The 11,797-nt window shown below is 56.4% G+C and carries 16 protein-coding genes; 5 read left to right on the forward strand and 11 right to left on the reverse strand.

The window, feature by feature from the left end:
* The coding region (locus ACH2EH_RS14940) for a Gfo/Idh/MocA family protein (RefSeq protein WP_395142841.1) at nt 1-769 on the forward strand (769 nt) is incomplete at its 5' end.
* A gap of 75 nt (nt 770-844) precedes the next feature.
* Here ACH2EH_RS14940 and ACH2EH_RS14945 read toward each other — a convergent pair.
* A complete protein-coding gene (locus tag ACH2EH_RS14945; RefSeq protein ID WP_395142842.1) occupies nt 845-1,141 on the reverse strand; it encodes a hypothetical protein in 297 nt (98 codons plus the stop codon).
* Nucleotides 1,142-1,190: 49 nt separating this feature from the next.
* Here ACH2EH_RS14945 and ACH2EH_RS14950 point away from each other — a divergent pair, with 49 nt between their 5' ends.
* The 3 genes from ACH2EH_RS14950 to ACH2EH_RS14960 all read left to right on the forward strand — a co-directional run bounded on the left by ACH2EH_RS14950 (nt 1,191) and on the right by ACH2EH_RS14960 (nt 2,233).
* A complete protein-coding gene (locus ACH2EH_RS14950; protein ID WP_394796169.1) occupies nt 1,191-1,319 on the forward strand; it encodes a hypothetical protein in 129 nt (42 codons plus the stop codon).
* 120 nt (nt 1,320-1,439) lie between these two features.
* Nucleotides 1,440-1,616 (forward strand): hypothetical protein, encoded by a 177-nt coding sequence (locus ACH2EH_RS14955; protein ID WP_394796170.1) that lies wholly within the window; start codon nt 1,440-1,442, stop codon nt 1,614-1,616.
* Between the two features lie 62 nt (nt 1,617-1,678).
* Complete coding sequence (locus tag ACH2EH_RS14960) at nt 1,679-2,233, forward strand: pentapeptide repeat-containing protein (RefSeq protein WP_395142843.1); 555 nt, start codon at nt 1,679-1,681, stop codon at nt 2,231-2,233.
* Between the two features lie 18 nt (nt 2,234-2,251).
* Here ACH2EH_RS14960 and ACH2EH_RS14965 read toward each other — a convergent pair whose 3' ends face one another.
* The 10 genes from ACH2EH_RS14965 to ACH2EH_RS15010 all read right to left on the reverse strand — a co-directional run bounded on the left by ACH2EH_RS14965 (nt 2,252) and on the right by ACH2EH_RS15010 (nt 11,269).
* A complete protein-coding gene (locus ACH2EH_RS14965) occupies nt 2,252-3,106 on the reverse strand; it encodes an FkbM family methyltransferase (protein ID WP_395142844.1) in 855 nt (284 codons plus the stop codon).
* Nucleotides 3,107-3,161: 55 nt separating this feature from the next.
* Nucleotides 3,162-3,569: a hypothetical protein gene (locus ACH2EH_RS14970; RefSeq protein WP_395142845.1), complete on the reverse strand. Its 408-nt coding sequence runs from the start codon at nt 3,567-3,569 to the stop codon at nt 3,162-3,164.
* 69 nt (nt 3,570-3,638) lie between these two features.
* Nucleotides 3,639-4,061: a hypothetical protein gene (locus ACH2EH_RS14975; RefSeq protein ID WP_395142846.1), complete on the reverse strand. Its 423-nt coding sequence runs from the start codon at nt 4,059-4,061 to the stop codon at nt 3,639-3,641.
* Between the two features lie 24 nt (nt 4,062-4,085).
* Nucleotides 4,086-4,646: a sugar transferase gene (locus tag ACH2EH_RS14980; RefSeq protein ID WP_395142847.1), complete on the reverse strand. Its 561-nt coding sequence runs from the start codon at nt 4,644-4,646 to the stop codon at nt 4,086-4,088.
* Entirely contained in the window at nt 4,643-5,497 is an 855-nt protein-coding gene (locus ACH2EH_RS14985) for an NAD-dependent epimerase/dehydratase family protein (protein ID WP_395142848.1), read from the reverse strand. Before ACH2EH_RS14985 ends, ACH2EH_RS14980 begins: the two co-directional genes overlap by 4 nt.
* A complete protein-coding gene (locus ACH2EH_RS14990) occupies nt 5,494-6,681 on the reverse strand; it encodes a glycosyltransferase (protein WP_395142849.1) in 1,188 nt (395 codons plus the stop codon). The genes ACH2EH_RS14985 and ACH2EH_RS14990 overlap by 4 nt, the downstream gene beginning before the upstream one ends.
* Nucleotides 6,678-7,532, reverse strand: a complete 855-nt coding sequence (locus ACH2EH_RS14995) for a glycosyltransferase family 2 protein (protein ID WP_395142850.1) — start codon at nt 7,530-7,532, stop codon at nt 6,678-6,680. The genes ACH2EH_RS14990 and ACH2EH_RS14995 overlap by 4 nt, the downstream gene beginning before the upstream one ends.
* Entirely contained in the window at nt 7,533-8,702 is a 1,170-nt protein-coding gene (locus ACH2EH_RS15000; RefSeq protein WP_395142851.1) for a glycosyltransferase, read from the reverse strand.
* 3 nt (nt 8,703-8,705) lie between these two features.
* Nucleotides 8,706-10,199 (reverse strand): O-antigen ligase family protein, encoded by a 1,494-nt coding sequence (locus ACH2EH_RS15005; protein WP_395142852.1) that lies wholly within the window; start codon nt 10,197-10,199, stop codon nt 8,706-8,708.
* Between the two features lie 26 nt (nt 10,200-10,225).
* The gene (locus tag ACH2EH_RS15010; protein ID WP_395142853.1) at nt 10,226-11,269 is read right to left on the reverse strand and encodes a 3-deoxy-7-phosphoheptulonate synthase; all 1,044 of its coding nucleotides are present in this window, start codon (nt 11,267-11,269) and stop codon (nt 10,226-10,228) included.
* A 256-nt stretch (nt 11,270-11,525) separates the two neighbouring features.
* Here ACH2EH_RS15010 and ACH2EH_RS15015 point away from each other — a divergent pair.
* Nucleotides 11,526-11,797 (forward strand): hypothetical protein (locus tag ACH2EH_RS15015; protein WP_395142854.1); only part of this gene is annotated, 272 nt, incomplete at its 3' end.

The raw sequence follows: 11,797 nt of genomic DNA on the forward strand, positions 1-11,797 counted from the left end.
GGCGTCGCCCGGGCAGATGCTACGCCCCACGAACCATAAGATCCGTGAGATTATCCAGAGTGGTGGCCTGGGCAAGCTTTCTTGGGCCGTGGCGGGCGCGGCATTCGGCTCCTACCACGAGACGGAGGGCGTCCGTACCGGCGACACGCCACTGAGCAATATCAACCCGAGCTGGTACTGGCGCAAGCCCGGCGGCGGTCCCCTCTACGACATGACGGTCTATGCGCTGCACTCCCTCACCGGCGTTCTGGGACCCGCCCAGCGCGTCACGGCGATGTCGGGCATCGGCATCAAGACCCGCCACTTCAAAGGCGAGGCGTACGAGTGCGACGCCGACGATAACACGGTGATTCTGGCGGATTTTGGTAACAATGTCTTCGCGTTTATCCATGGCACGTTTGCCGGCATGGTCAGCGAGTTCGGGCAGCCCAGCTACTTTGGTGAGAAAGGCAGCATTGTCGGCACCAAGCTCAACGGCGAGCCGATTGACTACCCGGGCAAGTCCGACGGCCTCTCGCCCCTGCAAGTCACACCACACGTCGCGGGCAAGTACGCCGCCCACGGCAAGCTCGGCGAGCACCATGTGTACGAAGACACCATGCAACTCGTGCGCTGGGTGCGAGACGGCAAGCCCAGTATCGTCACCGCAGACCACGCGGCGCATGTCATCGAGATTATCGAGGCGGGCTACGCGGCGGCAGAGACCGGTGTCACACAGACACTCAAGACGACCTTCACGCTCCCTGAGGATCTGAGCGCGGCTTCGTAGGCGCTGAGTAATGGAAATCCCCCATAGACAGTGTCTCCAAGGGATTTCCAGCTACCATAAACAGGCAATAAGATACTAATTCGTTGTATTTTTCTTCGCACCGGAAAGACTAAGTATTAAAAAATGCAGAATAAAAAATAATATACACAATAAAATCTTGAATGCAAAATTCAGATTTATAAACATCGTAAAAACAGCTATGGAATTAAGAACCGGAGGAACCAAAACGATTGGAGATGTATTTCCTACCTTTTCATTTCTTGCATTTTTAGCAATATTAAAGTTTGCAACCTCACAAGAAATCCCAAGAATTGCAAAAACCGTTCCTATTATCTGCACAGTAAGATAAAAAATTTCAATATCTTTTTTCATATTTTCGTGCTAGCTATTGTACCTCAGGCAGCGATATAATGGAATCTCGATGGATGAAGAGGCGATAGACCACGACCGACTTTTTGAAGAGCTACTCACGACGTTCTTTGTCGAGACCAGTCCACGCCTCAAAGCGGCTTCCCAAGGCGCATGTTCACCTATTTCGCAGCAAGCATGAACTGGGGTTTTCGGGCTTCGTGGTCAGCCGCTTCCAGTTTCGCGTGATCCAGCTCAATCGTCTGCGCTGGTGGAACTCCAGCGCGAAGTGGGGCTCTTGCCCCGAGAGGAGCTTAATACAATGTTGACACTGACCAATGAGTGGATCGAGCTAGGCGAAGAGAAAGGCATTGAGAAAGGGAGAGTGGAAGGCCGTGCAGCGGAGGCGGTGCTGGAGGCAGCGGATATTGTGCGTCTGGAAGCCTTTGTGGAGCGTCTGCTAGAAGTAGAGTCCTGGCAGGAGCTGCTCGCGCCCTGAACGCTGAAAGAGACAACCAGGACGAAGAGCCGGAGCATGTAGAGGCGAACTTCAGCCATAGTATGTTTGCAGATGTCATCTGGCAGAGTCGGCGCTTTGTGAAGTGTCGTTTTGTGGGAGCGAATTTTCAGGAGGCTGAGCTGGCGGAGTGCTTCTTTGAGGACTGTGATTTCTCGGGTGCGCAGTTCAACGCAGCAACACTAACACAGTGCAATTTCACCAACTGCCGGTTTGTCTCGGCAAATTTTTTCGTCGCGCGGGTTTTGCAGTGTCGTCTGCTGGGAGCGGATTTCACTGAGGCGGATCTCGGCGGAGTAACGATTACAGATTGCGATCTCAGCTTTGCTAATTTTCGACATCAAGTCTTGAAGAAATTTGACTTTCATGATCAGAAGCTAGAGGGCACGGACTTCCACGCCGCCGACCTCACCAAGGCCAACCTGAGCGGAGCCGATCTCAGCGGGGCAAACCTAACGGGGGCAAACCTTACCCACGCGGATCTGCGCGGTGCCATTCTAGATCGGATTGATTGTCGTGCCATTCAGCTCAGCGAAACGAAACTAGACATCAGCCAAGCCATTTATTTTGCACGTTGCTACGGTGCCACGGTCAGCTAACCCTCTCAGCAAAAAATTTCACGCAGCGATTTCAAGAGACATCTTCGCATCCGACGTCCGCAAGAGAAAAATATTTTCTCCGTTAATGAATTGGTCAAAATCGTACTGTGACACAGCACGATAAAACGCCATACTACAGCCCGATTCCAGTTGATCATGAAGCTCAATGACCAAGACACGAACATTATCTAGCCACAACTCCGTATCTGATAAAAACAATTCTTTTTCAGCGGATTCAATATCAATTTTAAGAATGTCAATCTCTTCTTTTTTCGCCATAGACAAAATATCAGGAATAGTAATTGTATCTATAAAGTCATTTTCTACAGAAGGGAACAATACAATGTTCTCCGAGTCAATCGGGGTAACCTGAATTGCCCATTTTTCAGATTGGGTGTCTTTAATAACAAGTTGTGTTTTTGTACTCCATACTGCAGCATTTATGGGGACAATACTATGACGATGTTCCGTATTTTTTTTCAGAATCTCAAAATTTGAGTTCTCTGGCTCTACGCAATAGATTTGAGCACCAGGGTACATATGGTCAAAAAACAACGCGGAGTAACCAACGTTTGAACCCAAATCAATGATAAATTTCGCCCCGACTTTATCGTGTTTATACTCTTCTCGAATAAAGACTTTCTCGAAGGTTTCCACATCCGATGTCCCCCCCCGAACCAAGATAGGGTGAGAGTACCCAGGGAGCAGAATGCTAAAGGTACCGCGCCCGGTCAAAAGCTGACGGGCAACTCGTAGCCCCACCAACATGCCAAAACGATGCAGGCTTCGCGCCATCAGGGAGAAAATGAATTTCTGTGTATATTTCATTGATAACATGCCCAGAAGGTCGGCAGTTCGCTGGCAAATCTTCATGAGCCAGGCCGTCTACTTCGCGCGTTGCTACGGCGCAGAAATCTAACACGTAAAGCTACATCCGAGGTGTGCGCACTCTGAGGAAGATATTTGCACTCCACGGAGCCGTTCCGTAGACGGGTCGAAGCGCGGTCGGGGTCTGGTGCATCGAGAGGCTCGCTCCAATTCCGGTCGTCTGGTTTAGGTTCTTGACGGCACCGAGGGTCAGTTTCGTGATCGGCTTGCCGGAGGAGTTTCCGGGCAGCTCATCGTTTTGTACCCACTCCGCACGCCCGAAGAGAGTGCCACGCTCCGAGATATTCGCGGATTCTAGGAGAATCGCATGGTGCGTCGTGCCCTGATGCATCCTTTGGCCCAGCGCCACCAGGCTCTGCCACGCGCCGGAGCTGCGGGCAAGCGAGAGGCTCGCGCGGGTCTCACTGCCACCATGCCCGGCTCCGTGCCCCCCCCCTACCACCCGCAAGCGTGCCGTAGCTTATCTGGAAAGCATTTGCCTCATTGGGGTTGAATGCGAGTCGGAAACTTGTGGAATTCAAGTGAATGGGATCAGGCTTCCAGCGGTTCTCATCCGGCTCATGGCCGTTGAAGTAGCTGCTTTCGAGGCGTAGTTTTTGCGAAGAAACCCCTCGAACTTGCCCATCCCCACTTTCCAGCCGATCACGCACTCTTTGCAGACGCCTTCTTTGTTATTGAGCTGGGGCCCACAAGCGCACGCACCTTCGAGCAGGCACTCCAAGCAGCCGCCCCCCGTGATGCAACAGGAATAGCGTCCCTCCGCAGCGAGGGCTTTCTTCGCTGCCAGAATATCCTCGGGTAACCGGGTCTTAATGGCGAGTTTCAAGGACGCTCTTGCACTCACCGAGAGTGGCTTGAGCTTGCCCTTAGGTGGATGCAGCGCCGCAGTTGGAGCAATCAAAGCAGGGGTCGTGGAAGCTGGGGCAACGAGTGCGATCATGGGTTTCATCCTACCCTAAACCGCTTACTTATTGCCTTTTGCGGTAAATATCGCCGCGACGGTGAGCACTAGAATCTGCAGATCCAGCCAGAGTGACTGCCGCTGAAGATACTCTACATCTCGGGCCACTTTTTCGTCGTCGCTCAGGTTATCGCGACCATTGACCTGCGCCCACCCCGTGATCCCAGGCCGAAGCGCCAAGACACCGAGCGTCTCCCGTTGTGTGTTGAGCGCGATCTGCGAGGGCAGCGCGGGGCGCGGCCCCACCAGGCTCATCTGCCCCATCAGCACGTTCCAAAGCTGCGGAAGCTCGTCCAGCGAGGTCTTGCGCAGCCACTTCCCTACGCGCGTGTAGGGCTCCAATCCAGAGGATTTCAGGTCTGCCGTTGAGAGATGGGGCGTGTCCGTGCGCATCGAGCGGAACTTGAGCAAGACAAACTCCCGCCCGTTTCTTCCCACCCGCACCTGGCGAAAAAGCACCGAGCCAGGAGAGTCAAGCTGAATGAGAACGGCAAGCACTAGCCACAGCGGCGCAAAAACGGCCAACCCTACCAGCGCTGCCAGAAAATCGGCAAGGCGCTTCACAGCCGCCCTGCTCCAAACGTGCGCGATGTTTTGTAGACATTGTCTGCCGCGAGCTTGCGCACTTGCGCCACGCCCAGTTTGCCCTTCAGCACTCGCGCAATAAGCAAAGCGAGCGGTAAAGGCAGCGCGAGTGACTTTCCGCCCCGTGCTGTCACGATCTCCCGGAGCGTGTAGGGCGCAGCATCGGCGATCACAAAACGCTTTCCCGCCACGGCCATCGAACCCGCGCGGGAGAGAGCAAGTGCCGCGGCCACCGCGTTCTCGACCGCGCAGAGTGTCTTTTTATTTTTACCATCGCCGGGGATAATAAAACGCCCGGCTTCAATGGCGGCTTCGAGCTTGGCAATATTGCCCCGATCCCGTGGCCCATAGACGGTCGCCAGGCGCAGGTGAACGGCAATGGCTCCCACATCGTCGGCCCAGCGATCAATGAGCTTTTCGGCAGCGAGCTTCGAGGCGGCGTAGGGCGTGGCGGGCGCAGGCGGCGTGTCCTCGGCGATTCCGGTACGCGGCGTGCTCTCGCCATAGACCGCGACCGTCGAGAAGAATATAAAGCGCGGCGGACGCTCCGGGTTGCAGGCATCCAGAAGCTCACCCGTAAACCCAACATTGGCTTTCTGGTACGCCTCTTTGGTCGCCGTCGGCTGGTGCACGAGCGCGGCGCAGTGGAAGATCACATCGGCATCGGCGCAGCAGGAAAGATCATTGACAAAGCGCACCACGCCGCCGGGAAGCTCCGCACCCTCGCGGCGGACCAGTCCACGCACCTCACGAAAGCCGCCGTCGGCCAGCAGCGCCTCGCAGAGCGCGTACCCCACACAGCCATTTGCACCGGTGACCAGTGCGATCACGGCTGGTTTTCCCTCCCTCCCCCGGCCCCTCCCTCCCGATAACGGGAAAGGGAGGGGAGGTTTGGGGAGAGTTTTTCGTAGATGGCGAGCCACTCGGCAACGCAGACCGGGCGGGAGTAGTGCTCGATCATCCTCTGTCGCCCCACTCGGCCAAGTGCTTTCCGCTCGTCATGTGTGCGTTTTACTAACTCCAAGGTAGGATCACGCATGTTATGATCTAAGGAACGGTACGGTAAACCTAATAACATATCCACACAACCACGAATTGGCTGGGCGACTACGGGAATTTCCATGCAGAGTGCTTCCTGTACAGCACAAGGAAGTCCCTCTTGTAGCGAGGGAAAAACAAATATGTCTGTGGCGGCAAGAATCACTTTTGTATCACGCCGAAACCCCGCAAAAAAAACCTCTTTTCCACATCCCCAACGTTGGGCCATTACCAACAGATGAGACTTAAATGTACCATCTCCCACAATAACAAAACAAATGTTTTTTCTTCCTGAAATACCATTGATATAGTTTACGACTGCCAAGAAATGCTCATAATTTTTTCGTGGGATCAGCTCCCCGATACAAGAGATCAGCAGGCCGTCTTCCGGGACACCAAACTCATCCCGAATGGCCTGACGTTCCTCGGGCGTAACTGTCGCAGGGTCGAACTCATCCGTTGAGACGCCGACACCGTGGGTGAAGTGGACACGCTCAGGCGGCATGAGCTTTTTGGCTTCCTCAAAGTCCCACTGGTTGATCGTGAGCACGGCATCGGAGAGAAAGCGCCCGGCGAAGCCCTCGATAAATCTATAGAGCGCGTTGCTGAGTTTGCCGCCGAGCGGGTGGAAGTGAAAACCGTGCGCGGTATAGACGCGCTTTGCCCCTGTCCTCGCTACCGTGGCGGCGAGCCGCCCGATAAAGCCGCCGCTGGGGTTGTGGCAGTGGACAATATCAGGTCGTAGCTTTCGGATAATTTTGATGAGTGCAAAAAGCGCCACTAAATTACGCGGATCAAGCGGGTTGCGCTGGATCGGAATGTGGTGCAGGCCATCGGCGTGCGCGGCAACTTCCTCCTTGAAGCGCGTGGACTGGCAGGCGACATGGGTCTCGTAGCCCGCTTCGCGTGCGCCAGCCAGATGTGGCAACATCACGCGGACGATGTGATCCAGCGTCGAGACATAGAGAAGCTTCACCTCAGCGCCTCCTGGGCGGCGACGATCATGGCTTGTTTGCTCGCATCTCCACGGGTCGCGAGCTTCTTCAGCGCCAGGGCCACACGAAAAATAAACTTTACGTTGCGCTCGGAGCCGGGCCAGTATTTTGCGATGTACTGGAGCGACGAGATGTGCGTGTTGGCGTAGGTGCGCGGTCTCTCACTCTTCCACGACTGCCCGCCCGTGTGGATAATTCGCGCCTCGGGCCAGTACATCAGCTTCCAGCCGCGCTCGTAGAGACGGCGACAGAGATCGACGTCCTCGTACATCAGAAAGAAGTGCTCATCGAAGCCGGCGAGAGCCTCCCAGTTGGCGCGGCGCAAAAGTACAAACGCGCCAAGGACGCAGGGTACGGCTTGCTCTTTGGTCGCATCGAAGTTCTTGATCGCATCCCAGCGCTTGTAGGGAAAGAAGGCTTTGGCGCACTCGGACTCCACAGTCGGGAAGTGGCGGGCGCACTCCCATTGGAGAGAACCATCCTCGGACTCCACGCGGCACGTCATGCCGCAGGTGTAAGAATCTTGTGCCGTAAGATAGTCCACACAGCGCGCTAGGGTGCCCGGCTCTGGAATCATTGTGTCGGGGTTGAGGAGGAGCAGAAACTCGCCCGTCGCGTGTTTTGCGGCAAGGTTATTGGCCCGCGCAAACCCGATGTTTTCGTCAAGCGCCAGTACACGGATCGCCGGGAACTGCTCCCGAATCGCCTCCACCGTTCCATCGCCGCTGGCATTGTCCACCACGATAATCTGTTCAGCGGAAGGAAGCGTCGCCAGACACTTCAGCACGTCGTCTTTGCAGCGGTAGGTCACGATCACGATGGAGAGCTGCATCTACGCCTTGAGCCTCCGTAGCACGGACTTAACTTTTCCTTTTACAAAGCCTCTTGGATTGACGAACCTCGTGGGCTGAATAGTCTTATTTTGCCGCCAGTTAAGAAAGGGAACCTCAGTAAGAGTTTGTGTCGTGCTCCAATCAAATCGCTGATATTGCCTCGCGGCAGTGCCAAGGGAGTTTCGTAGCACCTCATCTTCGATTAGTCGCGTTAGCTTCGCCACCCATTCCTCGGTCGTATCCGCGAGGAGGCCGTTCTCTCCTTCACGAATTGCTTCGCTAAAGCCGCCCCACTTACTTGCCAGTGTTGGCTTTGCCCAGCTACCTGCCTCCAGCCACTTAAGTTCACTCTTTCCTTGATTAAAACGGTTTGGGGCCAGCGGAGCGATCACGACATCGGCACAAGAGACCGCCGCCAAATACTGATCCATCTTCAGCAGTGGAACCCGGGCGATGACGGAGGCGAAAGGCAGCAGAATCTCCGGTACAGTCACTGGCCCGATCAGCACAAGCCGTACCTGGGGGAAGTGTTCCAAGATGATTTTCAGCGCAGGGGCAACTTCGGCAAGATCTGTATCATGAGTCGCTGTTCCTGCGGGATAGAGAATGGTGAAATGTGTCCCTTCTTGCACCGGGCAGTGCTTTGCCCAAAGCTTTTCCGGAAAACTATGCAAGGAAAGTGATTGACGCCAAAGCCGAGTATTTCGGATCACAGCAACACCACTCGCTCCTGCCTCTCCCGCAAACTCAGCAAGGGCATTCGTCGAGACGAGCACACCATCGGCCTGTTGAAGCATAGCTAAATGCAGACAAGCCAGCCCCTCTTCCCGCGACGAAGGAGCAACAGGGGAAGAGGGGACGGCGAGGCACGAGCCAGGGGAGATGACCACGTTGCGAGAGGAAATGCTAGAAGCCTCCCAGACCAGATCATCCGCGCCGTAGATCAGCGTTGCGCCACTCTTTCGCACGGCATCGGCGAGGGCCTGGCCTTCTTCGTTGGCACAGATACGATGAAGAACCACCACATCATGATTGAGCTCGATAACGGGCTGGTATATTGTCGTGACCTCCGCCGTATTGCCGACGGACTGGAGGGCAGACGCAAGATGTGTACACCGATAGAGAGTCACCGCTCCGCCCGAGTCACACGAGACAAACAGAACACGCATGACCTACCCCTTCTCCCCTTCCTTGCGGCAGGGAAGGGGCTGGGGGATGGGTTGGAGGCGGGTGGTGCCCGCCTCGCACCGACAGACATACACGCCCACGAGTAGCCAAAACACCGGCCAAGTGTAGTAGTATTCGAAGACATTGGCGGAGGCCGCGTGGACACACTCGCCGGACAGATACGCAATCAGGGTCATGCCCAGCGCCTTGAGACCCGGATCGTCAGTCGCCCGCTGCCAGCGGCCCAGCACCCAGAACAGCCCAATGAGCATCGCGGTGAGGCCCAGTGCGCCTGGGATTCCCATCTCGCCCAGATAGGCGACATAGTTACTATCGGCAACCAAGGTACTGCCTGCCCCCGACCGCGATGCCGCATAGCCCACGGAGCCCAGACCCGTTCCCGAGGGGTGCTGAAGGAAGACCTCCAAGCCCGCTTTCCACTGGTGTGCTCGGTCCTGTCCAAACTTTCCATTCAGAATGCCGGTACTCTCAATCATCTTCACCCAGAAGTTCACTTTGGGGTTGTCCGCAACGAAAAGAAAAAGCCCGACAGCAAGAGCGGTCACGGATCCTAGAGCCACGGTCAAGCGCCAGGAGTAGCGTCGCCAGAGGAGGAGCAAGACCACGATACCCACGATCCAACCCGCCGTGCTCCCCCGCGAGACTGAGAGCAGAAGCGCCCCCGTGCTCAGTACCCACAGCCAGAAGAAACGGCCCACGGCACGGCGGCTCAGCGTGAACCAGGAGAGACAGTACAGCGAGACAAACGACGAGAGCGAACCAAAAACGTTCTCCTCAAAGAGCAGCGACTGCATTCGGGCGTAGCGTGTCCAGAACTCAACCGTGTTCGTAATCTTATCGTCCACGTCCATTGCCCACTCTGCCACCTCCGGGCGGGCCACTTGAGCAAGCTTAGCCGTGTACTCAGGCCGAACGATAAAATCAGCGAGAGAGAGCAGTGTCAGACACACATACGTTACCAGCAGCAGGCGCACGATCCCGGCGGCATCGCGGGCACTGGGACGGATCTGGCGGATCGCAAAGTAGCCCAGCACGGGGGGAAGGGCGTAGTGCCAACCAAAGAGCAAGACAAACGGGTGCTGATTCTTAAAGGTGATCACCGAGCCGTAGGCCACTGTCACGACCCAAACCAGCGCGGGCCAGTCGTCGCCATAGAGCTTTAAGCGCCGACGGTGCCCAACAGCTTGCACAACGATCCCGATCCAGATCAGCCCCAGAAGAGCATCAGGCCAGAACTTGATTCCCATCAGCACAAGCGGAAGATTGAGCTGTGCCCACGCGCGAAACGCCGGGTAGAGCGGGAAGAAAAACAGCATCAGCCAGAAACCCAGAATCGGGCGGCGGATCACTCCCGAGCAAATGGCAAGCAGTGCTCCCCCCACCACAATCGCAATCCCTAGGGGCTTGTAGGCTATCCCCGCACCACCCGCCACAGCAGCAAGCAGTGCAATCAGAATGGTCTTAAGGGTAGCGGGCACAGCGGCATTATACTCCCTTAAAACATCTAAAACATCGAATAGAGGCGACCGAGTAGTGCTTCGGTCTCTTCCCAACCCAGACAAGCATCGGTCACCGACTTGCCGTAGACCATCTCGGAACTAATGCTCTGCTTGCCCCCCACTAAATTGCTCTCCACCATCACCCCGAGCTGTGACTTATCCCCCTCCAGGCGCTGGCGACCAATCTTCTCGGCGACAAACGGCTGGCGCTCCGGGTCGTAGCCGGAGTTGGCATGACTCGCATCCACGACAATACCTGGGGGGAGACCGGCTTTGTCCAGGCACGCCACGGCGCGGGCAACACTCACCCGGTCGTAGTTAGGCTGGCTTTTCTTGCCACCCCGCAGAATCAAACAGACATCGGGGTTGCCCTGGGTACGAACGACGCAGCAGCGCCCCTCTTCGTCGAAGCCCAAATACGAGTGGGGGCTCTGCGCCGAGAGCATGGCATCCAGTGCGATCTGTAGCTCACCGTCGGTGCCGTTCTTGAAACCCACGGGCATGGGCATGCCGCTCGCCATCGCCCGGTGCGGCTGACTCTCGGTGGTGCGTGCGCCAATCGAGCCAAAGGAGATCAAGTCGGCGAAGTAGTCGGGTGTGGCTGTGTCGAGCAGCTCCGTGGCGACGGGCAAGCCCAGCTCGGTGATCTGAACCAAAAGCTTACGGGCACGGCGCAGCCCCTCGGGCATGTCGTAGGTGCCATCTAAGTGCGGGTCGTTGATCAGCCCACGCCAGCCAACCGTGGTGCGCGGCTTCTCAAAGTAGGTGCGCATCATCACGACGAGCTTGTCGCTGTACTGCGTCGCCAGCGGCGCGAGGCGGCGGGCGTAGTCGAGCGCGGCCTCGGGGTCGTGGATGGAGCAGGGACCGGTAACGACGAGAAAACGGCTGTCCTGACGGCTCAGCAAGCGCTGAAGAGCGATACGCCCCTCAGCGACGGTGCGGTACGAAGCTGCGCTGACCGGAAACTCCTCGCGGAGAATGGCGGGAGCGGGGAGAAGCGTGCGCTGCACGGTACTCACGTCACGTTTATCGGCAATCTGATCCATAATGTTTTTGCTCTTTCCCAAAGAAAAAAGCCCGCCCCGGTTAGTTCCGGGGCGGGCTTTATGTGGGTGTCTGACTGACGTTACACAACGGCTCCGCCCCGGATCGGGAAGAAGGTAAAGCTAAAATACCAGTAACCGTTGGTGGTGCGTGCCATAACTAGCTGGTACTCTATCATAGCCTGTGATGTTTTGCACGATGACCGTGCTCTGGCATAGCGGAACCAGAATAAACCAAGTATCGTCTAACGGAGAGATTATGTCCCTGTCTGAAATCCAGCCCAAGCGTACGGCGCACACGCTCTTTATAGACTTTGTCGGGTACTCGCGCCTCTCCGCCGACTCGCAGGCGGCGGTTCAGATAGCCCTTCAGAACCTTGTCTACAACCTCCCGGCATTTCAAGTCGCACGATCTGAGGGACAGTTCATGGTGCGCAAGACGGGCGATGGGATGGCGATTGTCTTCTTTCAGGACATTGAGTACCCCCTAGCCGCCGCCGTCGCGCTGGATGAGGTGATCAAGCACCAGGC

The sequence above is a fragment of the Armatimonas sp. genome, from assembly GCF_043760365.1.
Lineage (GTDB): Bacteria > Armatimonadota > Armatimonadia > Armatimonadales > Armatimonadaceae > Armatimonas.

Bases quoted from the DNA above. Each gene is read 5' to 3' on its own strand.
- ACH2EH_RS14995 (WP_395142850.1), bottom strand. From the start codon at position 7,532: ATGCAGCTCTCCATCGTGATCGTGACCTACCGCTGCAAAGACGACGTG.
- ACH2EH_RS14950 (WP_394796169.1), top strand. From the start codon at position 1,191: ATGGATGAAGAGGCGATAGACCACGACCGACTTTTTGAAGAGCTACTC.
- ACH2EH_RS14975 (WP_395142846.1), bottom strand. From the start codon at position 4,061: ATGATCGCACTCGTTGCCCCAGCTTCCACGACCCCTGCTTTGATTGCT.
- ACH2EH_RS14955 (WP_394796170.1), top strand. From the start codon at position 1,440: ATGTTGACACTGACCAATGAGTGGATCGAGCTAGGCGAAGAGAAAGGC.
- ACH2EH_RS15000 (WP_395142851.1), bottom strand. From the start codon at position 8,702: ATGCGTGTTCTGTTTGTCTCGTGTGACTCGGGCGGAGCGGTGACTCTC.
- ACH2EH_RS15010 (WP_395142853.1), bottom strand. From the start codon at position 11,269: ATGGATCAGATTGCCGATAAACGTGACGTGAGTACCGTGCAGCGCACG.
- ACH2EH_RS14965 (WP_395142844.1), bottom strand. From the start codon at position 3,106: ATGAAGATTTGCCAGCGAACTGCCGACCTTCTGGGCATGTTATCAATG.
- ACH2EH_RS14960 (WP_395142843.1), top strand. From the start codon at position 1,679: ATGTTTGCAGATGTCATCTGGCAGAGTCGGCGCTTTGTGAAGTGTCGT.
- ACH2EH_RS14945 (WP_395142842.1), bottom strand. From the start codon at position 1,141: ATGAAAAAAGATATTGAAATTTTTTATCTTACTGTGCAGATAATAGGA.